22 protein-coding genes are annotated in these 23,774 nt (G+C 62.0%); 20 read left to right on the forward strand and 2 right to left on the reverse strand.

What is annotated here, in order from left to right; genetic code table 11:
* Positions 1–226 precede the first annotated feature (226 nt).
* The 20 genes from P0D52_RS02125 to P0D52_RS02220 all read left to right on the forward strand — a co-directional run bounded on the left by P0D52_RS02125 (position 227) and on the right by P0D52_RS02220 (position 22,053).
* Entirely contained in the window at positions 227–3,019 is a 2,793-nt protein-coding gene (locus P0D52_RS02125) for a beta strand repeat-containing protein (protein ID WP_394693799.1), read from the forward strand.
* 81 nt (positions 3,020–3,100) lie between these two features.
* Positions 3,101–5,704, forward strand: a complete 2,604-nt coding sequence (locus P0D52_RS02130; protein WP_394693800.1) for a TonB-dependent receptor domain-containing protein — start codon at positions 3,101–3,103, stop codon at positions 5,702–5,704.
* A gap of 179 nt (positions 5,705–5,883) precedes the next feature.
* Entirely contained in the window at positions 5,884–6,660 is a 777-nt protein-coding gene (locus P0D52_RS02135) for a type II secretion system protein N (RefSeq protein WP_394693801.1), read from the forward strand.
* On the forward strand, positions 6,657–8,594 hold the full coding sequence (gspD, locus tag P0D52_RS02140; protein ID WP_394693802.1) for a type II secretion system secretin GspD: 1,938 nt from the start codon (positions 6,657–6,659) through the stop codon (positions 8,592–8,594). Before P0D52_RS02135 ends, gspD begins: the two co-directional genes overlap by 4 nt.
* A complete protein-coding gene (locus tag P0D52_RS02145; RefSeq protein WP_394693803.1) occupies positions 8,591–9,403 on the forward strand; it encodes a GspE/PulE family protein in 813 nt (270 codons plus the stop codon). Before gspD ends, P0D52_RS02145 begins: the two co-directional genes overlap by 4 nt.
* A 22-nt stretch (positions 9,404–9,425) precedes the next feature.
* Complete coding sequence (locus P0D52_RS02150; protein ID WP_394693804.1) at positions 9,426–9,599, forward strand: hypothetical protein; 174 nt, start codon at positions 9,426–9,428, stop codon at positions 9,597–9,599.
* A complete protein-coding gene (gspF, locus tag P0D52_RS02155) occupies positions 9,586–10,812 on the forward strand; it encodes a type II secretion system inner membrane protein GspF (protein ID WP_394693805.1) in 1,227 nt (408 codons plus the stop codon). The genes P0D52_RS02150 and gspF overlap by 14 nt, the downstream gene beginning before the upstream one ends.
* Before the next feature lie 11 nt (positions 10,813–10,823).
* Positions 10,824–11,267, forward strand: coding sequence for a type II secretion system major pseudopilin GspG (gene gspG, locus P0D52_RS02160; protein ID WP_394693806.1), 444 nt, complete (start codon positions 10,824–10,826; stop codon positions 11,265–11,267).
* Positions 11,264–11,758, forward strand: coding sequence for a GspH/FimT family pseudopilin (locus tag P0D52_RS02165; RefSeq protein WP_394693807.1), 495 nt, complete (start codon positions 11,264–11,266; stop codon positions 11,756–11,758). Before gspG ends, P0D52_RS02165 begins: the two co-directional genes overlap by 4 nt.
* Positions 11,758–12,120: a type II secretion system minor pseudopilin GspI gene (gene gspI, locus P0D52_RS02170; protein WP_394693808.1), complete on the forward strand. Its 363-nt coding sequence runs from the start codon at positions 11,758–11,760 to the stop codon at positions 12,118–12,120. The genes P0D52_RS02165 and gspI overlap by 1 nt, the downstream gene beginning before the upstream one ends.
* On the forward strand, positions 12,117–12,761 hold the full coding sequence (gene gspJ / locus P0D52_RS02175) for a type II secretion system minor pseudopilin GspJ (RefSeq protein ID WP_394693809.1): 645 nt from the start codon (positions 12,117–12,119) through the stop codon (positions 12,759–12,761). Before gspI ends, gspJ begins: the two co-directional genes overlap by 4 nt.
* Positions 12,758–13,744, forward strand: a complete 987-nt coding sequence (gene gspK / locus P0D52_RS02180; RefSeq protein ID WP_394693810.1) for a type II secretion system minor pseudopilin GspK — start codon at positions 12,758–12,760, stop codon at positions 13,742–13,744. Before gspJ ends, gspK begins: the two co-directional genes overlap by 4 nt.
* On the forward strand, positions 13,741–14,934 hold the full coding sequence (gspL, locus tag P0D52_RS02185; RefSeq protein ID WP_394693811.1) for a type II secretion system protein GspL: 1,194 nt from the start codon (positions 13,741–13,743) through the stop codon (positions 14,932–14,934). Before gspK ends, gspL begins: the two co-directional genes overlap by 4 nt.
* Entirely contained in the window at positions 14,931–15,431 is a 501-nt protein-coding gene (gene gspM, locus P0D52_RS02190; protein WP_394693812.1) for a type II secretion system protein GspM, read from the forward strand. The genes gspL and gspM overlap by 4 nt, the downstream gene beginning before the upstream one ends.
* Entirely contained in the window at positions 15,431–16,156 is a 726-nt protein-coding gene (gene gspN, locus P0D52_RS02195; protein ID WP_394693813.1) for a type II secretion system protein N, read from the forward strand. The genes gspM and gspN overlap by 1 nt, the downstream gene beginning before the upstream one ends.
* Entirely contained in the window at positions 16,153–16,626 is a 474-nt protein-coding gene (locus P0D52_RS02200) for a hypothetical protein (protein ID WP_394693814.1), read from the forward strand. Before gspN ends, P0D52_RS02200 begins: the two co-directional genes overlap by 4 nt.
* A gap of 69 nt (positions 16,627–16,695) precedes the next feature.
* Complete coding sequence (phnC, locus tag P0D52_RS02205; protein ID WP_394693815.1) at positions 16,696–17,496, forward strand: phosphonate ABC transporter ATP-binding protein; 801 nt, start codon at positions 16,696–16,698, stop codon at positions 17,494–17,496.
* The gene (gene phnE, locus P0D52_RS02210; protein ID WP_394693816.1) at positions 17,493–19,562 is read left to right on the forward strand and encodes a phosphonate ABC transporter, permease protein PhnE; all 2,070 of its coding nucleotides are present in this window, start codon (positions 17,493–17,495) and stop codon (positions 19,560–19,562) included. Before phnC ends, phnE begins: the two co-directional genes overlap by 4 nt.
* Before the next feature lie 184 nt (positions 19,563–19,746).
* Positions 19,747–20,859, forward strand: a complete 1,113-nt coding sequence (locus P0D52_RS02215) for an OprO/OprP family phosphate-selective porin (RefSeq protein ID WP_394693817.1) — start codon at positions 19,747–19,749, stop codon at positions 20,857–20,859.
* Positions 20,860–20,958: 99 nt separating this feature from the next.
* Positions 20,959–22,053, forward strand: a complete 1,095-nt coding sequence (locus P0D52_RS02220) for a substrate-binding domain-containing protein (RefSeq protein WP_394693818.1) — start codon at positions 20,959–20,961, stop codon at positions 22,051–22,053.
* Positions 22,054–22,164: 111 nt separating this feature from the next.
* Here the strand turns inward: P0D52_RS02220 and P0D52_RS02225 are convergent, their stop codons facing one another.
* Both P0D52_RS02225 and P0D52_RS02230 read right to left on the reverse strand, forming a co-directional pair.
* A complete protein-coding gene (locus P0D52_RS02225) occupies positions 22,165–22,638 on the reverse strand; it encodes a hypothetical protein (protein WP_394693819.1) in 474 nt (157 codons plus the stop codon).
* Positions 22,639–22,692: 54 nt separating this feature from the next.
* The gene (locus tag P0D52_RS02230; RefSeq protein WP_394694815.1) at positions 22,693–23,772 is read right to left on the reverse strand and encodes a glycosyltransferase family 4 protein; all 1,080 of its coding nucleotides are present in this window, start codon (positions 23,770–23,772) and stop codon (positions 22,693–22,695) included.
* Positions 23,773–23,774: the final 2 nt, after the last annotated feature.

Raw genomic sequence — 23,774 nt, forward strand, 5'->3', positions numbered from 1 at the left:
ACTTCCGGTCACACCCGAAAATATACCAATTAAAACAACAAAATATGCCTGATAAAATCAGGCGGATAGCGGCTTTCACAAAGCGGTCGCAGTCCTGATAAAAAACCGATGCACAACCGTCATCGCTTTGTTGCAACTCTCCGATTTGTTCCGGCCCGATCACGTACGTGGGCAATGAGGCCTGCGTGCGACCTGTCTGTTCCGCGCTCTTCATTGGGGGTCATTCATGTCCTTGGACATTTCATTCAAAAAGCTGTTGCTGATTGCAGCCGCCGGCACACTCGCCGCCTGTTCACAGGGTTCCAACATTGCGTCTCCGGGCGTGACCAACCCCGGCACGCCTCCCGGCGGCACCGGTGGCGGTGGCGGCGGCGGTGGCGGCGGTGGTGCCGCCTGTCCGGCCGGTTTCACCTGCGCTGCGACCCCCGTGGCCGGTCGTACGGTTGCCGTTCTGTCCGGTGCCGTTCTGGCCAACCTCACCATTCCGGCCGCCAATGGCGTGGCTTACCGCATTGATGGCCGCCTCGACATCGGTTCCGACACCGGCGCTGACGGCAATGCCGGCGGAACGGCCGCCCGCCTGACGATCGAGCCGGGTGCCGTGCTCTTCGGAAACAGCGGTGCCGACTATATCGTCGTCAATCGCGGCTCCCAGATTGAAGCCAATGGTACGGCCGCCAATCCGATCATCATGACCAGCCAGGCTGACCTTCTCCGTCAGGCCGACACCGACCCGTCCAATGATGATGGCGGATCGAACATCTCCGAATGGGGTGGTCTGGTCATCCTCGGCCGTGCGCCGATCAATCGCTGCCGCGATGCGGCCACGCCGGGCACGGTCCAGTGCGAGAACGTCGTCGAAGGCGTGACCAATCCGGATGCGCTTTATGGCGGTGCCTCGCCGAACGACAATTCCGGTATCCTGCGTTATGTCCGCGTCCAGTTCGCCGGTTTCGCGATCAACACGGCCGGTAACGAGCTGAACGGCATCACCTTCGGCGGTGTTGGCGACGGCACGACGCTGGAGAATATCCAGGTTCACAACAACTCCGATGATGGCGTCGAATTCTTCGGCGGCACGGCCAATGTCGGCAATCTGGTCCTGACCGGTAATGACGATGACTCGGTCGATACCGATAATGGCTATCAGGGCGGCATTCAGAACCTGATCGTGGTTCAGCGCGCTGATGGCGGCGACAATATCGTTGAGGCCTCCTCCTCGGCACCGGGTGTGACCCCGCTGTCGAATGCCTCGATCTCCAACTTCACCTTCGTCGGCAATCGTTCGAACGCCTTCCGCCTGAATACGGGTACGGTCGGCCGTTACATGAATGGTGTGGTCGATTACGGTCAGGAATGCTTCCGCTGGCAGACCAGCGCCGGTGACGGCAATCCGGGCTATGGCGGCGTCAATGTCGATCCGAGCTTTGACTCGGTGCTGTTCGATTGCGATGGCGGCATTGAAACCGGCAATTCCGATCCGGGCGTGGCCGCTGCGGCGATTGCCGGCGGCACGAATAACGTAATTGGCGCCAGCTCGCTGGCCGCCCGTCTCTTCCCGGGACCGAATGAAGGCAATATCACTCCGTTCGATCCGACCGGCGTTGACGGCTTCCTGCAAAACCTCGGTTATGCAGGCGCCTTTGGCCCGGCCGACACCGAAACCCAGAACTGGGCTGCAGGCTGGACCTTCGCTCTCTTCCCGGACCCGACCTGCCCGACCGGCACGACGGATTCCGGCTTCCAGATCAATGGCACAACGGTTTGCCGGATCAGCGGTGTCATCACCGACGATATCCGCCTGACCCGCGGCAATATCTACGAACTTGATGGCCGCGTTGATGTGGGCATCGATACCGGTGCTGACGGCAATGCTGCCGGCGGCGATCCGGCTTCCCTGACCATCGAATCGGGTGTCTCGATCTTCGGTGACAGCGGCGCTGACTACCTCGTCGTGAACCGCGGTTCGCAGCTCTTCTCCAACGGTACGGCTGCCAATCCGGTCATCTTCACCTCCGAGAATGACATCACCAATGCTGCGGGCGACCGCATCGATGCCATTTCCGAATGGGGTGGTCTGGTGATCCTGGGCCGTGCACCGATCAATCGTTGCCGCGATGCGGCGACGCCGGGCACGGTGGCCTGTGAAAACGTCGTCGAAGGCGTGACCAATCCGGATGCGCTCTATGGCGGTGCCACAGCCAATGACTCCTCGGGTTCACTGACCTATACGCGGGTCCAGTTTGCCGGCTTCGCCATCAATACGGCGGGCAACGAGCTGAACGGCATCACCTTTGCCGGTGTCGGCAATGGCACGACGGTCAACAACATCCAGGTCCACAACAACTCCGATGACGGCGTCGAATTCTTCGGCGGCGGCGTCAATGTCCGGAATCTGGTTCTGACCGGCAATGACGATGACTCGATCGACACCGACAATGGCTATCAGGGCAACATCCAGTTCGCGATTGTTGTCCAGCGCGCCAATGGCGGTGACAATGTGGTCGAGGCTTCCTCTTCGGCTCCGGGTGTGGTGCCACTGTCCAATGCGACCGTGTCGAACTTCACCTTCGTGGCCCGTGCCGGCGGCGGCAATGGCTTCCGCCTGAATACGGGGACGGTTGGCCGCTATCTCAACGGCGTGCTCAACGAGCAGGGCGATGAGTGCTTCCGCTTCCAGAGCTCGGCCGGTAACGGCACGGCTGGATACCAGGGCATCGGTGTGGATCCGAGCTTTGACTCGGTGCTGTTCGATTGCGCAGCAGGCCTGGAAACGGCGAACTCCGAAGCCGGTCTTGCGGCAGCGGCGATTGCAGGTGGCACGAATAATGTCATCGGCACCAATTCGCTGAGCGGCACCTTCATCAACGGCGCCAACGAGACCGCTGTGACCGCGATCAACCCCAACACGGTCGATCCGTGGTTCACAGCCGCGACCTATGCCGGCGCTGTTCAGAACAACAGCGACCGCTGGTGGGCCGGCTGGAGCTGCGGCCTCGAGGCCACAACGCCTTGCTAGGGCGAAACGGTGCGCCGGCCTCCGGGCTGGCGCTCCCCGCCTTCTGCCCCCAAGAGCTCTCGAAATTCAAAGGTTGAAGCCATGAATACCTTAACAAAATTTGGCGGTGCCATGCTCGCAAGCACAATGTTCCTCGCGCCTTCGGCCGCGATGGCACAGCAAGCAGAAGCCGCTGCGGATACGTCCGAAAGCGACACGATTGTCGTTCGCGGGCAGTTTATCCCCGAACCTCAACGCCAAACGGCGCAGGTTGCCAGCTTTGTGACCAATGAAGACCTGCAACGGTCCGGTGACAGCTCGGCCGCCATCGCGCTGACCCGCGTTTCTGGACTGTCGATCGTCGGCGGCCGATTTGCCTATGTCCGCGGACTGGGTGACCGGTATTCTTCCGCCCTGCTCAACGGCTCGCCCCTGCCCAGCCCGGAGCCCCTCCGCCGGACTGTGCCGCTGGATCTTTTCCCGTCTGGCGTCCTCGACCGGATTGCGGTCCAGAAAACCTATTCTGCCAACTATCAGGGTGAATTTGGTGGTGGTCTGATCGATCTGCGCACGCTGCGCCGCCCGATCGACAACTTTGCCAATATCTCGGCCAGCTTCAGCTACAATACCGAGACCACCCACGAACAGGGCATCTTCCATTATGGATCCGATGAAGACTGGACGGGTTATGACAACGGTGTGCGCCGTCTCCCGAGCGGTCTGCGCAACCTGATTGTCACCGGACAGACCCTGTCCTCGCAGCATCCGGATCTCGTCGAGCAGATTGGTGAGTCGCTGACCAATACACCGGTCACCGTGATCCAGTCCGGACGTCTGCATCCGAACTCGTCCTTCTCCTTTGATGCGGGCCGTGCCTTTTCGCTGGGCGATTGGGAAGTCGGCGTCATTGCAGCGGGCGGTTACAGCCAGGGCTGGGAAACACAGCGCGCGACGCGCCAGTTTGTCCAGGGTGATGTTCTGGGGAATAATTTCTCCACGCTGGAATCGACCCTGAACATCCAGACCAATGCGCTGGGCTCTGTCAGCTTCGACAATGGCGATCACCTGATTCAGGCCACCGGTTTCTATGTGCATTCCACGACCAAGGAATCGCAGATCGACACCGGCGTGGACTTCAACGCCCCCGGCCAGACGGGCCAGATTCATGACGAATCGACCGGCTGGTACGAGCGTAATCTGGTCATGGGCCAACTGGCCGGTGAGCATCTGATCGGTGATTTCGAGATCAACTGGCGCGGTTCACTGTCCCAGGCGACACGCGATGCGCCATACGAACGCACGCTGCGCCGCTTCCCGGATGCCACGACCGGTGTCCCGTCCTATGATGTGGCCAACAACTACGCCATCCGGTTCTCGGATCTGACCGATGATCTGGCCAATATCGGCGTCGATATCCAGCGGACCTTCGATATGGCCGGTGGCCGCGAGCTGGTGCTCATGGCCGGTGTGGACAGCTCCCGCACGGATCGCGAATACAACTTCTATGCCTACCGGTTTGCGGGCGGTAACTCCCTGCCGGATGATGTGAAAGTAGCGCGTCCGGACTTCCTGTTCGGGCCGGACAATATCGATCCGAACCGGTTTGTTCTGACCGAAATCACCACACCGAATGACTCCTATTCGGCCAGCCTCGACGTGGATGCGGTCTATCTTCAGGCCGATTTCGACGTCACCAACTTCATCCGGGCGACTTTGGGCGCGCGTTATGAAGAGGGCACGCAAAGCGTTCAGACCTTTGACCGCTTTGGCAATCTCGGTGCCGGGGCTGTCGGTCTGTCGGAAGAGTATCTGCTTCCGGCGCTGACCATTACCTGGAACTTCGCCGACGATCTGCAATTGCGGGCCGGTTATTCGGAAACGATTGCCCGTCCCCAGTTCCGTGAACTGGCTCTGTCCTCCTTCTTCGATCCGGAATCAGAGCGGCTCTATCGCGGTAACTCCGGCCTTGTGGACTCCACCATCCAGAACTTCGATGCCCGTCTGGAATACTATCTGGGCCGCGACCAGTTCATCACCGGCGCAGTGTTCTACAAAGAGCTGACCAACCCGATTGAAGAAGTGCAGTTCTCGACCTCGACCTTCGTGTTCGAAACCACCTTCATCAACTCGCCAGAGGCCGTGGTACAGGGTGCGGAACTGGAATTCCGCCGGTATTTCAACATTCCGGTGAATTCGGGTTATTTCGAACCCTTCTTCTCGGATCGTGATTTCCGGGTTTCGGTGAACTATACCTACACCGATTCAGAGGTTCAGGCCGGCGCCAATGATACGGTGTTCGACCCGATCACCCGCACCCAGCGGGCCGCATCCCTGTTCAATCTGGACGGATCGGTTCTGCAGGGCACGCCGGAAAACATCGTCAATGCCCAGATCGGCTGGGAAAGCGATGTGGAACAGCTGACCCTGCTTCTGAACTGGGTGGATGAGCGCGTGCTTCAGCGCGGCCTCAGCCAGCCGGGTGCCGAGCTTCCGGACGTGCTCGAGGATCCGGGCTTCCAGCTCGATCTCAGCTACAGCCGTGATTTCGACCTCTTCGAACAGCCGGTCACTTTCGGGCTCAATGCCCGCAACCTGCTGAATGAAGATCATGTCGAATTCCAGCGCAATGCGACCATTGGTGTGACCGATTTCAACACCTATGAGCGCGGTACCACAGTCTCCATGAGCCTCACCGCTCGCTTCTAGAGACTGACGCATTAATGAGACGGCCCGCCTGCCAAAGGCGGGTCGTCACATTAATGAATCAAAACTGACGCAAAGCCTGAAAAATTCCGTCGTAAACGCGGGGTCAGTCCGGGCCTGACCGGTGGTTTCAGGCGCTGCTAACCCCGTCGTGGATGGTGATGCTGACAGCTTCCAGAACAATGCCGGTAAAAGCCAGCCCCGTGCCGCGGGTGGTGGTGATCGCTGTCGAGATTCTGGTTCTTTCCCTTCTTGCCTTTCTACTGGCCAGGGCCATCTGGTTCATCGCCTATGGCGCCTATGCCGAGCCCTTCGACTTTGCCGAACCGGAGGCGGCTCCGGCAGCTAGCGAAGCGCGGCTGACGGTTTCCGCCCATTCCTTTGCCGGCCTGTTCTCCGGGCGGCGAGATGCCCAGCCGGATGACGATCTGGACGCACTGCCGGAAACCAATCTGGGCCTGCGCCTGTTCGGTGTCCGCACCGGGGCGGATCCGGAAACCGGCACCGCCATCATCGAGGCCGGTGCCAATGGCCAGCGCACCTATGCCGTGGGGCAGGCGATTACAAATGATGCCGAGCTGGCCGCCGTCCATGCCGACCGCATTGTGATCCGGCGGGCGGGCGTTCGTGAAGTTCTCTTCCTGCGCGAAGAGGCCGAACGCGCGACGGCGACGCGCCCGGCGGCGTCCGTCAATCCGGAGACGCTGATCACCGATCTGGCGCTTCAACCCTATTTCGAGGCCGGCAATCTCCTCGGATTCCGCGTGAACGCTGACAGCGCTGCCGCCACCGCTCTGGGACTGGAGCGCGGCGATGTCATCCTGGAAATCAATGGCCGTGCCTTGCCGCAGAACGCCGAGGCGGCGGCGCGCTTACTGCCCGCCCTTCAACAATCGTCTTCCCTTCAACTGACCGTGCGCCGCGATGGTGAACGGGTCACCCTGGATGCTTCCCGATGATCATAAAGCCGATCCGCATACTGGCCGCCGCGGCTGCCCTGTTCCTGATGTGGCCCGGCCCGTCCGGCGCTCAGCAGGAGAGCACGCTGAACTTCGTCAATGCGGATATCCGCGCCTTCATCGACGATGTCTCCATCCTCACCGGCTATACCTTCATCGTCGATCCGGATGTCCGCGGCGTGGTCAATGTCACCTCGCAAACGCCGCTGTCGGATGAGGGCGTGTTCGAGGTCTTTCTTTCGGTGATGCGGGTGCAGGGCTATGCGGTGATCCGCTCGACCAGTGGCGCCTATCAGATCGTCCCCGAACAGGAAGGGACGCGGACGGGTGGATCCGGGGCGACGTCGGGCGACCAGATCATCACCAGCGTGATCCGCCTTCAGCATACAAGTGCGCGCGAAGCGCAGGATATTCTGCGTCCGCTGACCAGTACGCAGGGCATCGTCAATGCGATTGATTCCGGCAATGCCGTGGTGATCGTCGACTATGCCACCAATGTGCAGCGCGCGCGCTCCGTGCTCTCCAATCTGGATCGCGACACCTCGGTGTTTGAAATGGTGGCGCTGGAGAATGTGTCGGCTGCGGATATGGCCCGCATCCTTGAATCCTCGCAGTCCAGCACGCGTTCCGGCGAAGAGGGCCGCCGCTATGCGATGACGATCGTGCCGGTGGCCTCCTCGAACTCGCTGCTGCTGCGGGGCGATGAGGCACAGATTGCGGACATGATGCGGCTGGCCCGGCAGATCGATGCGGTCAGCCAGTCCAATCAGGATTATCGCGTCATCTATCTCAGCCATACGGATGGCGAATCCATCCTGCCGATTCTGGAAGACGTTGCCGCCTCGCTGGCGCCAACGGGTGAAGGCGCGACGGGCGGGGCAATCTCGATCTCCCACCATGCGCCCACCAACTCGCTGATCATCAATGCGCCGGCCGATGCACAGCGTCAGATCGAACAGGTGGTGCGTCAGCTCGATATCCGCCGGCCGCAGGTTCTGGTCGAAGCGATCATCGTGGAGATTTCCGACACGGTGGCCGAAGAGCTGGGCGTGCAATTCCTGTTCTCGGGCGATCAGGATGGCGATGCGCCTCTGGTGATGAGCCGGTTCAACCGGGCCAATCCGGATATTCTCGCCCTGACCGGCGCAATCGCCGAGGTCGATGATGGCAGCGGCGATGGCGGCAATGCCAATTTGCGGTCGCTCGCCCTCAATTCGCTGCTCGGCGCAACCGGGATTACCGCCGGATTTGGCGGTCAGGATTCCAGCGGCAATCTCTTCGGCCTCGTCCTCAATGCGGTCGAGCAGGACCAGAATTCCAACGTCCTCTCCACGCCGCAATTGATGACGCTGGATAATGAGGAAGCCTATATTCTGGTAGGACAGCAAATCCCGGTGACCACCGGCGAGGCGCTGGGGTCGAACAATGTGAATCCCTTCCGTACGATCGAGCGCCGCGATGTCGGCGTGCGTCTGGAAGTCCGCCCGCAAATCAATGAAGGCGATACCATCCGTCTGGCGATCCGGCAGGAAGTTTCCAGCGTCGCCGGTACGGTCAGCGCGTCCTCGGACGAGCTCATCACCAATCAGCGCGAAATCTCGACGACTGTTCTCGCCGATAATGGCGAGATCATCGTGCTCGGCGGCCTGATCGAACAGGACCGCCAAACCACGGCCAGCGCCGTGCCGGGACTGGGCCGGATTCCCGGCGTCGGGCGGCTGTTCCGCTCGGAAGGCGAATCCGTTGTCCAGCGCAATCTGATGGTGTTCATCCGCCCGACCATCATCCGCAGCGAGGCGGATATGCGCGATGTCACCGGCCGCTCCTATGGCCGCATCCGTGGGCCGCGCGGCGATGCGCATAGCGGCGTCAATGATCTGGACGCCATTGCCGACCTTCTGACCGGCTCAGCGGGAGCACCGGCCCCGCAATGACCGCTGCGCTCGACCGGCTCTCCTACGGCTTTGCCAAATCCCGCGGAATCCTGTTTCGCGGCGGCGAGCAACCTGCCTTCCTGCTGAAGCGTGGCGGGGACAGGCTGGCGCTGATCGAAGCGCGGCGGGCAGTGGGCCAGACATTCCCGGTCGAAGAGATCGACGCGTCCCAATTCGAGCGCGCCCTGTCCGACATCTATGCCTTCTCGGAGGCCGAGGCGGGCAGTCTGGGCGATCAGGCCGAGGGCGAGAGCCTGTCGAGCATTATTGATGAGATTCCGCCGACGGCGGACTTGCTGGATTCAGCCTCCGATGCGCCGATTATTCGCCTGATCAACGGGCTGATTGCCGAAGCCATCCGCACGGCAGCATCGGATATCCACGTCGAGCCCTATGAGGATCGGGTTTCGGTGCGCTACCGGATTGATGGCGTTCTGTCAGAGCGCGCCAGCCTCGCTCCGGCGTTGGCCTCGCCGCTGGTGTCCCGGATCAAGGTGATGTCGCGGCTCGATATAGCCGAAAAGCGTGTGCCGCAGGATGGCCGCCTGTCGCTCAATCTGGGCGGCAAGGGGGTGGATGTCCGTGTGGCCACCCTGCCATCGCGCTTTGGCGAGCGGGTGGTCCTGCGTCTGCTGGACAAGGATCAGGCGCGCTTCACGCTCGATCAGCTGGGCATGGGCCCGGCCAATCTGACCGCCATGAAGACGGCGCTGGCCCAGCCCAACGGCATCGTGCTCGTCACCGGCCCGACCGGCTCGGGCAAGACGACCACGCTCTATTGGATATTCGGGCCGGATCGGCCTCTATGAGGTGGTGACGGTGGATGAGGGCTTGCGCGCGTTGATCCACGATAATGCCTCGGAAAAAGCGCTGTCCGATCAGGCTTTCCGGAATCGCAAACATCTCTTCCAGGATGGTGTGTCAGCCGCTCTGAACGGCGAGACCAGCCTGTCGGAAGTTCTGCGCGTCTGCCGCGAGGAGGGCGAGCGTCATGCCGGCGTTTGAATATGTGGCTCTCGACACTGGCGGAAAGCGCAGCCGCGGCTATCTGAATGCCGAATCCGAAGTTGCGGCCCGGCGCGAATTGCGCCGCCGCAATCTGGCGCCCCTGAAAGTCGGGCGCGCCGGAGACAAGCGTACTCAGAGTGCCGGGACCCAGCTCACCGTGTTTCAGAAACGCGGGCTGAGCCGCCGCGATCTGATGATTTTCACACGCCAGCTGGCCAGCCTGATCGAGGCGGGAATTCCCGTCGAGGAGGCGCTGGACCTGTTATCGCGGCAGGCCGATACGCCGGTGATGCGCCGTGTGCTGTCCTCCGCGCGCTCGCGGGTGCAGGAGGGCGGGCGTCTGGCCGAAGCGCTGGGCGATCATCCGGACTCCTTTCCGGCCGTTTATCGCGCCATGGTCGCGGCCGGCGAAAGCGCGGGCGGGCTGGGCCGTGTTCTCAATCGGCTCGCCGATTATCTCGAGAAAGCCGATGTCATCCGCCGCAAGATCCAGGCGGCGCTGATCTATCCGAGCGCGCTGGCCGTAGTGGCTATTGCCGTGGTTTCGGCCTTGCTGGTTTTCATCGTGCCGCGCATTGCCGAGCAGTTCGAGGGCACGGGCGTCTCCCTGCCGCTGCCGACGCGGATACTGATCGGCCTGTCCGGCTTTTTGCAGGACTATGGCCTTGTGCTTCTGGCGGGGCTGGGTGTGGCCGTGATCCTCGGCATTGTCCTGATGCGCACTGAAGCGGCGAAGTCGCAACGCGACCGGCTCCTGCGCCGACTGCCGCTGATCGGCAGCTGGATCCGCGATATGGAAGCGGCGCGTTTTGCCCGCACGATGGCAATTCTGGTTCAGTCCGGCGCGGTCCTGCCCGATGCCTTGCGCGCTTCCGGCCGGGCGGCGGGCAATAGGGCGTTTGCAGAAACCATCCAGTCGGTGCTCCGCGATGTCGAGACCGGAACGGGTCTGTCGGATGCCTTGCGCAAGAGCGACTGGTTTCCGGGTCTTCTGGTTCACATGGTTGCCGCCGGAGAGCGGTCCGGTGCGCTGGGCGATCTGTTCGACCGGGCGGCGCACCAACTGGAGCAGGATGTCGATGGCCGCACCTCGACGGCCATGAATCTGCTCGAACCCCTCATCATCATCACCATGGGCGCGATTGTGACCGGGATCATTCTGTCGATCCTGTTGCCGATCCTGCGCCTTAATACACTCGCCCTCGGATAGGAGGCCCGATCATGAACACCCCACCCAGAAAATCATCCGCCAAGGCCGGTTTCTCGCTTCTCGAACTGATGGTGGTCATCGTCATCATGGGCATTCTGGCGACGGTGGTTGTCCTCAACGTCCTGCCCAGTCAGGACCGCGCCATGGTCGAGAAGGCGCGCACCGATATCAGCACGCTGGAACAGGCGGTCGAACTGTATCGCCTTGAATTGCAGACCTATCCGACCACCGAAGATGGCCTCGCCGCACTGGTCGAGGGCCCTTCCGACGCCGCCCGGGCGGCGCGCTTTCCGGCCAATGGCTTCATTCGCCGCCTGCCGACGGATCCGTGGGGCAATGACTATCAATATCTCTATCCCGGCGCGAATGGCGAGTTTGATATATTCACTCTCGGTGCCGATGGCCGTGCCGGCGGTGACGGGCTCGATGCCGATATCGGCAATTGGGAGAATTGATCCGGCCAAAAGATACGGGCCGCGCCGGATTCTCGCTGGTCGAGATTCTCGTCGTGCTGGCCATTGTCGGTCTGATGACCGGGGCGGCGTATCTGACGATGCGCCCGGCCAGCAATCCTGCGCGGGCCATGGCCGAACAGATGCAGCTCGACCTGATGCGGGCCGAGACAATGGCGGTAACGCGCGGGACCTTCATCGGATTGCGGACCTCGCCGGAGGGTTATGACTTTCTCATCTATCAGGCGGGTGAATGGGTGCCGGTGGAGCGCCGTTCCGCGCTGGCGGCGCGCCGTTTGCCGGACAGTGTGGTGCTGGTCTCCAGCCTGATGCCGGCGGATTCATCGCGCACTTCTGCTCCGGTGCCGGATTACTGGTTTGACCCGACGGGTGCCAATGAGGCAGCGGCCTTCGCGCTGGAAACGGGTGAGGCGCGCTGGCGGATTTCCATTGGCGGGCCGGACGGTATCCTGTTGACGGGAGGCGATCTCTGATGCGCCGCTCCGACGCCGGATTCTCCCTGATTGAAATGCTCGTCGCCCTGTCGATTCTGGCGATTGCGGGCATGGCACTGATGACAGCGACACAGCAATCCACGCGTGGCTCGCAGATCATCGCTTCGCGCAGCGTGCTGGCGCTGGCGGGCGAGAATGTCCTGAATGCCACGCTGATCGAGCAGGCCGGATACCGGCCGTCATCCGATCAGGGCCGCTATGAAATGGCGGGGCAGTCCTTTGACTGGACGCTGTCGGTTCTACCGACGTCGGATGCCGGTCTGGTTCGCCTGCAGCTGGATATCCGTGAAGCCGACGGCAGCCGCTCGCATCAGATCGTGACCTTCCGGAGAGCGTCATGAACCCTTCGCGCGCCGGATTTTCGCTGGTCGAGGTGCTCGTCTCGGTGATGCTGTTTTCCATTATCGGCGTGATATCGACCGGTATGCTGACCGCTTCCCTGACCGCGCGCGATATCAATCAGGCCAGTGCCGACCGGGCCGAAATGATTGATCGCGCCCGTCTTCTGATGCGCGAGGATTTCGGCCAATTGGTCAATCGTCCCGTGCGCCTGTCCGATGGCCGCAATGGCGAGATCGGATTTGCCGGCTCCACATCCGGGCTGGCGGGATCGACGGGCCGGGCCTCCGATCTCACTCTTATCGCCTTTACCCGCGCCGGACGCCCGAATCCCGGCGCGCTTCAGCCCCGCGGTTCCTTGCAATATGTCGAATATGTGCGGACGGGTGACCGCCTGATCCGCCGTAGCTGGGCCTATCCGGACCGGCAGTTCGAGACGCCGGCCAGTGAATTTGCCCTGTTGTCGAATGTTGATTCACTCGACGTCGACTTTCTCAATCTCAACAGCTGGGTGACGGCGATGGCGTCCGGTTCCGATCAGGGGCAGGCGACAAGCCTGCCGCGCGCCGTCCGGCTCCGTGCGGAAATGACGGATGAGACCGATCTGGAATTCGTGCTGCTGACACCGGAGTTTCCGTCATGAGGGGCGTCGCCCGCAAACGCGGCACGGCGCTGATTACGGCGCTGATGATCACCGCGGTGATGTCGACCGTGGCGGTCGGCCTGTCGCAGGCCCTGTTTTTTGGCATCGACCGCAGCGGTCATATCGAGGCCCGCGATCAGGCCTATTGGTATGCGGTTGGTGCACGGGACTTCGCCGAGAGCGCCTTGTTGCGATCCTTGCCGCCCACCGGTGAACCGATGCGGGCCAGCGATGCCTGGGCACAGGGGCCCCGCCAGTTCGAGATCGAGAATGGCGCGCTGATCGGCGAGGTGCGCGATGCCAATAACTGCTTCAATCTGAATGCGCTGGTGAGCGCGGCCGGGCGCGGGGGCTATGCAGCGGACGAAGCGGCCGCCGAACGGTTTATTGCCCTGATTCAGGCGCTCAATATTCCGGCGGGTGATGCGCAGGCCATTGCCGCACAGGCCACGGACTGGATTGACAGCGATACGCGGCCGGAAGCGCGCGGCGCGGAAGACATGCAGTATGCGCAGCGACGCGTACCGCACCGGACTGCCAATACGTTGTTTGTCGAGACAGAGGAAATACTGGTCCTGCCGGTGATGACGCCGCTCTATTTTTCCCGCCTCGCGCCCCTCGTTTGCGCCCATCCGGTGACGGAAGAGATACCGCTCAATCTCAACACGCTGCGCCCGGAGCAGGCGGCTCTGCTGGCGGCGGCACTGGATAATCAGGTCTCCCGATCAGAAGCCGCGCTGCTGATTTCGCGGCGGCCGACCACGGGCTATCTGGAGGTTGAGGATTTCTGGCGCGATCCGCTGGTTGCCGAGCTGGAGATATCGCCGGAGAATCGCCCGGTCTTTACGCTCAACAGCCGCTATTTCGAGATTCATGTGGACGTGCAGCAAGGTGACAGCCGTTATCGTCTGACAGAGCGTGTGGAGCTGGAAAGTTCCCGGCGCCTGACCCGGCACAGCCAGCGCTTCGGAGTATTTCTATGAGCCGCGATCTGGTCCTGTTTGCGCCGGTACATGGCGGTCCACCGCTCCGATGGGTGCGGGTGGAAGAAGGCCGCCGCAAGCGCTCGGGCGAGGGTTTGCCGCCCGCCGCTGACGCGGCCTATGACCGTCTGATCATTGTCCTGCCGTCGAGCGATATCTTCGTATCCCGGCTAGCGCTGGCCGCCCGGTCGGATCGCGAAGCCCGGCAGGCTGCACCCTTTGTGATCGAGGACGAGCTGGCCGCCCCTCTGGTAGAGACCGAATTTGCCATCGGTCCGGCCGGGGAAGATGGCCAGCGCTTCGTTTATGCGGCGCGCAAGACTCTGGTCGAGGACTGGCGGGCCATGGCCGAAGCGGTGCCGGCGCGCCGCGTCCATTTCGTGCCGGATGCCTTCGCTGCGCTGGACCACGGTGAGGATGCTATTCTGTTCAGGGATGGCCGAGATATCCTCTTGTGCCGACCCCGCCATGCACGGCCCGCCGTGCGCCTTGATCCGGACATGCTGGCGGAAACCCTGCCGGCCCTGCTGGTGGCTTCCGCGCCGGACACGCTGGCGGTCAGCGATAATGTCGAATGGACGGAGATTGCGGGTGTCCCTCTGCCGCAGCCGCGCCGGTTTGCAGCGGTTGACCCTGCGCTGGCCATTGCCGGTCTGACGCCCGAGCGGCTGGCCCGCTTGCCGGGATTCCTGACGCGCACTGCGTCGTCTGCGGGCTGGCTGATGTGGGTCACGCCGTTTCGCCGCGCCGGCCTTATCGCCCTGGCGGGCGTGATGATTGCGGCTGCCCTGATGGCCGGAGAAGGGGCGTATTACGGCTATCAGCGCAATGCGATTGATGATGCCGGTACGGCGCTGTTCACCTCGACCTTCCCGGGCACGCCGGCCGTGAATCCGCAATTCCAGTTGCGGCAGGCCCTTGCGGCACAGGATGGTTCGGGCGGATCGGATTTCCTTCTGCTCGCGCGGGCGGTGGCGGAGCTGGGGCGTCAGGTCGAGACGGTCGAGATCGACAGTCTGCGCTTTGATCGCGGCCTTAACGTGCTGAACGTCTCGGCGACCTATTCCCAGTTTTCGGACTTCGAGGCGCTAAATGCCGCGGCTGCGGCACAGGGCGTGACGCTGGAAGATGGTGGCGTCCGTCAGAATGGCGATACGCTCAATGGTGATTTCTCGGTGAGGCTGCGATGATGTCGGTTCTGAATACGCTGGGCGCGGCCTGGGCGGAACGCAGTGCGCGCGAGCAGCTCCTTCTCGGCGGGCTGGCGGCAATCTTGCTGGCCTTGAGCCTCTGGTATGGGGTGGCGGCCCCGTTGATGGAATTCCGGAATGCATCGCGGGCAGCCTATATCGACTCGGTGGATCGCTATCGCGAATTAAGCCTTGGCATTGCGCGGTATCAGGCGCAGGCCAACAGCGATGGCGGTCCGGCTGCTGCCGACAACCGCCCCTTGCGGACGCTGGTCTCGGAACGCGCCGCGGCGATGGAATTGCCCCTGTCGCGCATGGTGCCGGACGAGGCGGGCCGTCTGAATGTCTGGACGGAAAATGCCGATGCCGAACGGTTGATGAACTGGCTGGCCGATCTTGAACAGCGTCACGGGATTATAACGGTCCGCGCCAATATTGATCGCGAAGGCGATGGTCGTGCGCGGGCCCAGATCGTGCTTGAGCAAAGGGGCGGCTGATGTCTCTGCGCACGCTGTCCCTTCTGGCTTCAGGCCTGCTTCTGGTGGCGCTGATTGCGATGATGCCGCTGGCCTTTCTCCATGGCATGGCGGGTCAGCCATTGGGTGCCCAAGCCAGCGTCTATGGCCGGGTGTGGGATGGCCGTCTTTACAATGTCGCGGCCGGTAGCGCCCGGTTTTCGCAGGTGAATGCGGCCTTGCGCCCGGCCTCTCTTATTACAGGCCGCGCAGGGTTTGACTGGCAAATCGTCGATCCGAATGCGCGGGGCAGCGGACAGGGCTTTGTCGGCTTTACCGGTTTCGGCCTGCGCGAGGCGCAGCTGACCAGCCGGTTCCGCTCGCTCGGCCTGCCCGTACCTGCGGCCATGATGGACGAATCCCTGTCGCTCGATCTGGCCGAGCTGGCGTTTGACGATACGGGCTGTGTGGCGGCGGATGCCGTCATCCGGACCTCGGCGTTGATGGGTCTGGCGGCCCGCTATGACGTTGCCGCGCCGATGCTGGAAGGCGCGCTCTCCTGCCGGGATAGGGTGTTGTTTGCCGACCTCTCGGGTCAGAGTGCGGACATGGAGATCGTGCTCACCCTGTCGCTCTCATCCTCGGGGCTTTACCGGTGGACGGCGGAGGCGCAGATTCTGGACGCCTCCCTGACGCCGGTCTTTTCGGCTCTGGGATTCACACAGGATGGCGCGATCTGGCGCCAGCGCGGCGAGGGGCAATTATGAGGTCACGGACTCAATATGCCGGATGCCTGGCCCTGATGCTCTCCATCTGCGTCAGCGCTATGGCCAGCGGGTTGCAAGATGGCGATGCCAGCCCAGCCGTGCCGGGTCTGCCCGCTCAGGAACTGGCCGCCGGGGAATGCGGGGCGTTTTTCTGGGACCGGGCCGACCCCAATCCGCTGCGGCTGTTCGAGAATCAGAGCCGTGGCACGGCGCGCCTGTGGCAGGACGGCGAGATCCTGGAGCTGGGCACGGCGCCGCGTGGCGAATCCCATGCGACCGGACAGCGCATCTTGCGGACCTATCGTCTGCCCTCTGACGAAATCATTTCGGTTGAGGGGGAAATTACCGCGACAAGAGACGGCGAGGCCGTCATCGGCCGGGCGGTCTTGCGGCGGACTCTGCCGGGTGGTGCGATGGAAGTTTCTCCGCTAATGGGGTTGATCAGTTGCCGTGATGCTGACGACAGGTGAGGGGATTTCACAAAACTGTCACGCAAGACCGGCAAGTGGGACTGAACCACTAACAGGGGCTTTGCCTTCATGTCTGAAACGGCACCGGCATTTCTGGCCGAAAACATCAATGTCACCTTCGGGACAACCCAGGCGCTGAAAGGCGTATCCATTACCGTCGAGGAAGGCGAGATGGTCGCGCTGATCGGGCCATCGGGGTCGGGTAAATCGACCCTGCTGCGCGTCGGTGCCGGGCTGCAGCTGGCGGATTCCACGTCCGGCGTGACGCGTCTGTTCGGCGACCGGGTGCAGGAAGCGGGCAAGCTGTCGCGCGGCGTGCGCCGGGCGCGCGCGCAGATCGGTTTCATTTTCCAGCAATTCAATCTGGTCAAACGGATCAGCCTCTATTCCAACGTTTTGCTCGGCGCGCTGGGCCGCATGCCGGAATGGAAAGGCGTTCTCGGGCGCTTTTCGCAGGCCGACCGCAAGAAGGCGATGGATTCGCTCGAGCGTGTTGGCATTGCGCAATATGCAGGAAACCGCGCGGCCAATCTCTCCGGGGGTCAACAGCAGCGCGGCGCCATTGCCCGGACCATGGTGCAGGGCGCGAAAGCGATTTTTGCCGATGAGCCGATTGCCTCGCTGGACCCGGTATCGGCCCGCAATGTGATGAAGCTTCTCGCAGAGCTGAATGAGGAAGACGGGATCACCGTCGTCGTCACGCTGCACCAGGTTGATTATGCCCTGAAATATTGCCGCCGGGCGGTCGCGCTGAAGGCCGGCGAAATCATTTATGACGGCCCGACACGGGGGCTGACGCGGGAACGCCTGATCGAAATCTATGGCGATGAATATATCGACGTCATGGATGAAGAAGGAGAGCTGGCATGATGATGCGCTGTCTGGCCCGCCTTCTGACCGGGCTCGCCTTTCTCGGACTGGCCGCGACGGCGTCCGCGCAGGAGCAGGGCGATACGATCGTCTTTGGCGTGGTGGCTACCGAGCAGTCGGAAAATGTGCTGGCCCTCTGGGAGCCCTTCGTTGAAGACATGCGCCGGGATACCGGTTTCGACGTTCAACTGGTGTCGGCGGGTGATTATACCGGCGTGGTCGAGGCGATGCGCGCCGATCAGGTGCAGATCGCCTGGCTGACCAATCGCTCCGGCCTGGAAGCCTCGCGCCGGGCCAATGCCGAAGTCTTTGCCAAATTCATCTATCCGGACGGGCAGCTGGGCTATCGCTCCATCATCATCGTTCCGGTCAACAGCCCGCTGCAAAGTCTGGATGATCTTCTGGTCTGTGATGGCAGTGTCGATTTCGGCTTCGGCGATCCCTTGTCGACCTCGGGCACGCTGGTGCCCAACGCCTATATCTTCTCGCCGCGCGGGATTGATGCCCAGCAATGCTTCAATCAGGTCACACGGGCCAGCCATGAAGCCAATCTGCTGACGGTGGCGAATGAGCAGCTGGATGCGGCGACCAATAATACCACCAATATCGAACGCCTGGAGCGCACGCGCCCGGAAGTGATCGAGGATATCCGGATCATCTGGCGCTCGCCGCTGATCCAGACCGACCCGATCATGTGGCGCCGTGACCTGTCTTCCGAAGCCCGTTCCCGGATCCAGGAATTTTTCCTGACCTATGGCTGGCGCGGCGATGAAGCCCAGCGTTCCCGCGAACAGGGCATTCTGCGCGAACTGGAAATGGGCGGCTTTCTGCCGGCGACGAATGACCATTTCCTGCCCATCCAGCGGCTGGAACTGATTGACCGGCGCGGCGCGACGCTGGCGGAAATCTCCGCGGTCGAAGCCGATGAAACGCTGAATGACGTTTTGCGCGATGAGCGCCTCGCCGAGCTGAATGCGACCTTTGCCGAGATTGAAGCCGAACTGGCGGAAGTCGCGCGGCAGGAACGCGAGATCGCCACCCAGCAGGTTTCCATCGAGATCGAGGCCGCGCGGGCGCGCATGCTCGCCAATCCGGATGAAACCCGCGATGAAGTCAGCTCGCTGGTCGAGACCTTCCTGCAGGACCAGGGCGCGCCACCGCCGCAATCGGTATCGCAGAACATCTCGCATCGCGATGATAGCGATCCGACGCTGTTCCGGGCGAGCATCGGCCTGATCGCCGGCCTGCTGGTCTTTGGCCTCGTCCTGTTTGTCTCACAGCCGCCGAAATATGCGCCGACGCGTCTGATGACCGACCGGCTGATTGATGCCGTGATCTGGGGCGGATTCTTCGGCCTCCTGATCTGGAGCTTCTGGCCGGCGGAAGTGTTCAAATTCCCGCTTCTGAGCGCGAATTCCGACCGCATGGGCGAGTATCTGGCGGGCTTTGCGCGGCCGGACTTCTCCGAATGGCGCAATTATATGGAGCAGATTCTGGTCACCATCCAGATTGCGCTCTGGGGCACGTTCTTTGCCGTTGTGCTGGCGATCCCGCTGGGCCTTCTGGGCGCGTCCAATATCGCACCCTTCTGGATCCGGCGTCCGGTCCGGATCGTCATGGACGGGTTGCGCGCCATCAACGAGCTGGTGGTTGCGGCGGTCTTTGTCGCGGCGGTGGGCCTGGGCCCGTTCGCCGGTGTGCTGGCGCTGGCTTTCCATACGGCGGGCGTGCTCGGCAAGCTGTTCTCCGAAGCGGTTGAATCCATCGATGAAGGCCCGGTTGAAGGCGTGCGCGCCACCGGGGCCGGACCGATGAATGAAGTGACCTGGGCCGTCGTGCCGCAAGTCATTCCGCTATGGGCATCCTATGCGCTCTACCGGTTCGAATCGAATACGCGCTCCGCGACCATTCTGGGTCTCATCGGCGCGGGCGGTATCGGTCAGGTTCTGATCGAGAACATCCGCTCTTTCGAATACGGAAAGACGGCGGTCATTATCGGCATCATCATCATTGCGGTGACGCTGGTCGACATGCTGTCGCAAGTGTTGCGCAAGCGCCTGATGTAGCTTTTCCAGCGTTTTGAACCACCTGAAGGCCGGGCCGATTTTAATCGGTCCGGTCTCTGGCGCTGTCACAAAAGCTTCGCTCAACCTTCAAAAAAGCGCAGTCGAACCTTCATAGATCGGCGTCGAATTTGTCGTCGTATTGATATCAAAATGTCATGCGGCGTCCGGTCAGAAGGATTGCCCCATGTTCCGCCTTGTTTCCCTGCTTTCGCTCGTGGCATTTGCCAGCCCGGCATTCGCGCAAAACGCCTTCAATATCGAAGCGCGCGGCCGGCTGTTTGTGGATGTCGCCAGCTATGAAGAGGACTTCGCCACGCTGCAGGAAAGCGTCGAGGATTCGACGCTGCGGGCGGCGCGCATGGGCCTTCAGGGGGGCTGGGATGATTTCAGCTTTGTGACCGAGCTGGACTTTGGTGGCGACAGGGTCTCGTTCAAGGATTTCCGCCTGCGCTGGAGCGGGGAGAATGTCCGGATCACGGTCGGGAATCAGAAAACCCCCAACTCGATCGAGTATATCACCTCCTCGACGGTCAACACTTTCATGGAACGCGCCCAGCCGGCACAGGCTTTCCGCTATGACCGCCGGATTGGCATTCTGGTCGATCATTCCGGCGAGAATTATTCCGTTGCCGTCGGCGTCTTCGGCGGCGCCATTGGCGACAGCAATGCGGATTTCAGGGTTTCGGACTCCACCGTGATCGCCGGCCGGGCGACATTCGCGCCCATCAATGAGACGGGCCGCGTCCTTCATCTGGGCGTTCACGCCCGCCAGTATAATCGCGATGCCGGTGAGCCGGAATCGGTGCGTTTCCGGGCGCGCCTCGGTGCCAGCCTGGCCGATCGCTATGTCGATCAGCGCACCACAGCAGAGAGCTCAACGCTGATCGGCGTTGAAGCGCTCTATATCAATGGCCCCTTCCATGTCCTGACCGAGATCGCCACCGAGGATGCCGAAGGCGCTGCGGATGCCACGGCGTGGGGCATTTCGGGCGGCTGGATGCTGACGGGTGAGAGCCGTGTGTACCGGGCTTCGGACGGCATCATGCGCGGTGTTTCGCCGGCGCAAGCCCTGAGCAATGGTGGCTGGGGCGCGTGGGAGATCGTCGGCCGTATTGACCAGCTCGATACCGATAACGCCGGACGCCAGACCTCCTATACGGCGGGGCTCAACTGGCAGGTCGAACGCAATGTCCGGGTCATGGCCAATGTGATCATGGCCGATGTGGACGGGCCGGCGCGGTTTGGCGAAGGCGACTTCCAGGGCGTGCAGATGCGCTTTCAGGTGACCTGGCCATAAAAAATTCACACAACGCCGCGCGGCGGACAGGCTAAACAACGCTCAATTTCGATCCCATACAGACAAACGGACCCACTCAGAAAAACGGGAATGTACATCATGAACAAGTTTCTTCTCTCGACAGTGATCGCTACCGGCCTTCTGGGCGTCGCGGCCTGCTCTGATTCGAGCAGCACCGCGTCTTCCGGCGGCACGGCGGCGTCCAGCGGCGGTGCCGGTTCCGGCTCGCGCAATGTGGTGCGGATCGTCGGCTCCTCGACGGTCTTCCCCTTCACGACGGCGGTGGCGGAAAGCTTTGGTGCGCGCACCAATTTCCCGACCCCCGTGGTTGAATCAACGGGCACGGGCGGCGGCATGCGCCTCTTCTGCAGCGGTGTGGATGTCGATACGCCGGATCTGACCGGTGCGTCCCGCCGGATGACGCCGAGCGAATACGAGCTGTGCCAGACCAATGGCGTGCGCGACATCGTCGAGCTTCCCATCGGGTTTGACGGCATCGTCATTTCCAATGTCGCGACCGGTCCGCAACTGGATATTTCCCGCGGTCAGATCTGGCGCGCCCTGGCGGCCCAGGTGCCGGCAGAAGACTGCACCATGGTCGATAATCCGAATGAAAGCTGGTCGGACATTGATGCGTCGCTTCCGGATCTGCGGATTGAAGTCTTCGGCCCGCCGCCGACCTCCGGCACGCGCGATGCCTTTGTCGAACTCGGCATGGAAGCCGGGGCGGAAGAAGTGGCGGCTGAAACAGGATGCGACATTCCCGACGATGCCATGGCCCGCATCCGCGAGGACGGCGCCTGGATCGACTCCGGTGAGAATGACAACGCCATTGTCCAGACGCTGGTGAATACGCCGACCGCCTATGGCGTGTTCGGATATTCCTTCCTGGCGCAGAATGGCGACCGCATTCAGGCGGCCCGCGTTGACGGTGTGGCCCCGGAATTTGATGCGATTGCCTCGGGCGAATATCCGATTTCGCGCTCCATGTTCGTCTATGCCAAGGCCCAGCATGTCGGCGTGGTGCCGGGCATTCAGGAATATCTGCAGGAGTTTGCCTCGGATGAAGCTTGGGGCGATTTCGGCTATCTGACCGATCGCGGCCTGATCCCGCTGCCGGAAGCGCGCCGGGCCGAGCTGGTCGAGCGCGTCAATTCGCTGGAAACCATGACGGAAGCCCCTGAGCACCACTAGGGTTCAATACGTTGGTCATTCCGGGTTCGCGCCATCGCGCGCCCCGGGATGACGGACGTGTTCCGATTTTATGGCGAGTTGGAAAGTGGCGGCAACGATACGTCTGCCGATCTACGCATATATTCGGACAAGTTCCGCACTGTCCTGGAGACTTTCCTTCAGGCGTTTCCGGAGCCAGTAGCGCGTCAGGAGTCCGGACCCGACGCCGACCGCGGCGTTGAAAAACGCGAACGCCATGAGTGCGATCAGTGCGGCGTTTCTGTCCTCCGAGGCGAACAGCACAAACCAGCCGAATAAAATCAGGGTCGACAGAAAGCCTGTCGCGAAACCGGCAAAGGCATAGATAACGGAAAAGCGATGGGTCCGGCCCTTCAAAGTCAGAAGGACCGGCAAAAAAATGACCAGCGCGCAAATCGCGGTGGTGATCAGATAGGCGAGGCTGATGAGGATAATGGCGCCCAAGGCCTGAATCTGCAGTGTGGCGACGCCGACAACACAAATAATCACCACGCACTGGATGACGAAAAGCAGATAGGACAGGCCGGCCGAGATGCTGCGTTGGGTGAGAATCCGGTTTTGCGCCATGCTTTCGAACCGCTCTCCCTGCAATATCAAAACAAGCCGACCCGTGGCCGCTCTCTAGAATAGCGGTTTGCGTTCCTTGCGGCCCAGACGGCGGAGGCGTTTCCAGAAACGGCGGCCTTCCGGCTTGGGTTGCGGTTTGAGGTTTTTGACAAACTCTTCCGCGCAGGATTTCCACGAAAAGCCTTCGGCATATTCGCGGCAGCGTTCGCGGCTCATCGTCAGCGCTTCCAGGCAGGCTTCCTGCAGGTTTTCGGACACCGCGCCCGCACCCGTTCCCGGGATCAGATCAATCGGGCCCGGGGCCGGGAAGGCGGCGACCGGCGTGCCACACGCCATGGATTCCAGGATCACCAGGCCGAAGGTGTCGGTCAGGCTCGGGAAGACGAAGACATCGGCATCGGCAAAATAGCGCGCCAGCTCGTCACCATAGCGCGGGCCGAGGAATTGAATATCCGGGTATTCCTTGCGCAATTCATCCAGCTGCGGGCCGGGTCCGATGACGACCTTGGTGCCGGGCAGTTCGCAATCGAGGAAGGCCTCGATATTCTTTTCCACCGAAACGCGGCCGACATAAACAAAGATCGGGCCTTCAAGGTCCTTGAAGACGCCGCCATCAATGCCGCGCTTGTACGGGTTGAAGAGCACGGTATCAACCCCGCGCGCCCAAGGCGTAATGTTCTTGAATCCCCGTGCGGCGAGATCATCTCGCATGGAGGGCGTGGCCACCATCAGGCGGCCGCCCGAATTGTGGAAATTGCGCATGAAGGCATAGCCCGCTGCCAGCGGGACAAAGGGCAGGCGTGCATTCACATATTCGGGAAACTTGGTGTGATAGCTGGTGGTGAAGGGCAGTTTCCATTTCAGACAGACCGCACGGGCCGCCATGCCCAGAGGGCCTTCGGTGGAAATGTGAATCGCTTCCGGCTCGAATTCCTTGAAGCGCCGCTCGATGTCCTTGCGCGCCCCGAAGGCGAGCTTGATTTCCGGATAAGTCGGCAGCGGCATGGTCTTGTAGCCGAGGCCGGGGTGGATGACTTCCACCTCATGGCCCATGGCCCGGCATTCTTCCGTGGTCCGGGTGAGGGTGCGGACGACGCCATTGACCTGCGGCTCCCATGCGTCGGTGACGAGCATGA

The sequence above is a fragment of the Hyphobacterium sp. genome (assembly GCF_043584775.1).
Lineage (GTDB): Bacteria > Pseudomonadota > Alphaproteobacteria > Caulobacterales > Maricaulaceae > Hyphobacterium.

Excerpts from the sequence above, each read along its gene's own strand:
- P0D52_RS02145 (WP_394693803.1), top strand. The coding sequence starts at position 8,591 with ATGACCGCTGCGCTCGACCGGCTCTCCTACGGCTTTGCCAAATCCCGC.
- phnE (WP_394693816.1), top strand. The coding sequence starts at position 17,493 with ATGATGATGCGCTGTCTGGCCCGCCTTCTGACCGGGCTCGCCTTTCTC.
- P0D52_RS02125 (WP_394693799.1), top strand. The coding sequence starts at position 227 with ATGTCCTTGGACATTTCATTCAAAAAGCTGTTGCTGATTGCAGCCGCC.
- P0D52_RS02215 (WP_394693817.1), top strand. The coding sequence starts at position 19,747 with ATGTTCCGCCTTGTTTCCCTGCTTTCGCTCGTGGCATTTGCCAGCCCG.
- P0D52_RS02135 (WP_394693801.1), top strand. The coding sequence starts at position 5,884 with ATGCCGGTAAAAGCCAGCCCCGTGCCGCGGGTGGTGGTGATCGCTGTC.
- gspN (WP_394693813.1), top strand. The coding sequence starts at position 15,431 with ATGTCTCTGCGCACGCTGTCCCTTCTGGCTTCAGGCCTGCTTCTGGTG.
- P0D52_RS02220 (WP_394693818.1), top strand. The coding sequence starts at position 20,959 with ATGAACAAGTTTCTTCTCTCGACAGTGATCGCTACCGGCCTTCTGGGC.
- gspL (WP_394693811.1), top strand. The coding sequence starts at position 13,741 with ATGAGCCGCGATCTGGTCCTGTTTGCGCCGGTACATGGCGGTCCACCG.
- gspI (WP_394693808.1), top strand. The coding sequence starts at position 11,758 with ATGCGCCGCTCCGACGCCGGATTCTCCCTGATTGAAATGCTCGTCGCC.
- P0D52_RS02230 (WP_394694815.1), bottom strand. The coding sequence starts at position 23,772 with ATGCTCGTCACCGACGCATGGGAGCCGCAGGTCAATGGCGTCGTCCGC.
- gspG (WP_394693806.1), top strand. The coding sequence starts at position 10,824 with ATGAACACCCCACCCAGAAAATCATCCGCCAAGGCCGGTTTCTCGCTT.
- phnC (WP_394693815.1), top strand. The coding sequence starts at position 16,696 with ATGTCTGAAACGGCACCGGCATTTCTGGCCGAAAACATCAATGTCACC.
- P0D52_RS02200 (WP_394693814.1), top strand. The coding sequence starts at position 16,153 with ATGAGGTCACGGACTCAATATGCCGGATGCCTGGCCCTGATGCTCTCC.
- P0D52_RS02225 (WP_394693819.1), bottom strand. The coding sequence starts at position 22,638 with ATGGCGCAAAACCGGATTCTCACCCAACGCAGCATCTCGGCCGGCCTG.
- gspD (WP_394693802.1), top strand. The coding sequence starts at position 6,657 with ATGATCATAAAGCCGATCCGCATACTGGCCGCCGCGGCTGCCCTGTTC.
- gspF (WP_394693805.1), top strand. The coding sequence starts at position 9,586 with ATGCCGGCGTTTGAATATGTGGCTCTCGACACTGGCGGAAAGCGCAGC.
- P0D52_RS02130 (WP_394693800.1), top strand. The coding sequence starts at position 3,101 with ATGAATACCTTAACAAAATTTGGCGGTGCCATGCTCGCAAGCACAATG.
- gspM (WP_394693812.1), top strand. The coding sequence starts at position 14,931 with ATGATGTCGGTTCTGAATACGCTGGGCGCGGCCTGGGCGGAACGCAGT.
- gspK (WP_394693810.1), top strand. The coding sequence starts at position 12,758 with ATGAGGGGCGTCGCCCGCAAACGCGGCACGGCGCTGATTACGGCGCTG.
- gspJ (WP_394693809.1), top strand. The coding sequence starts at position 12,117 with ATGAACCCTTCGCGCGCCGGATTTTCGCTGGTCGAGGTGCTCGTCTCG.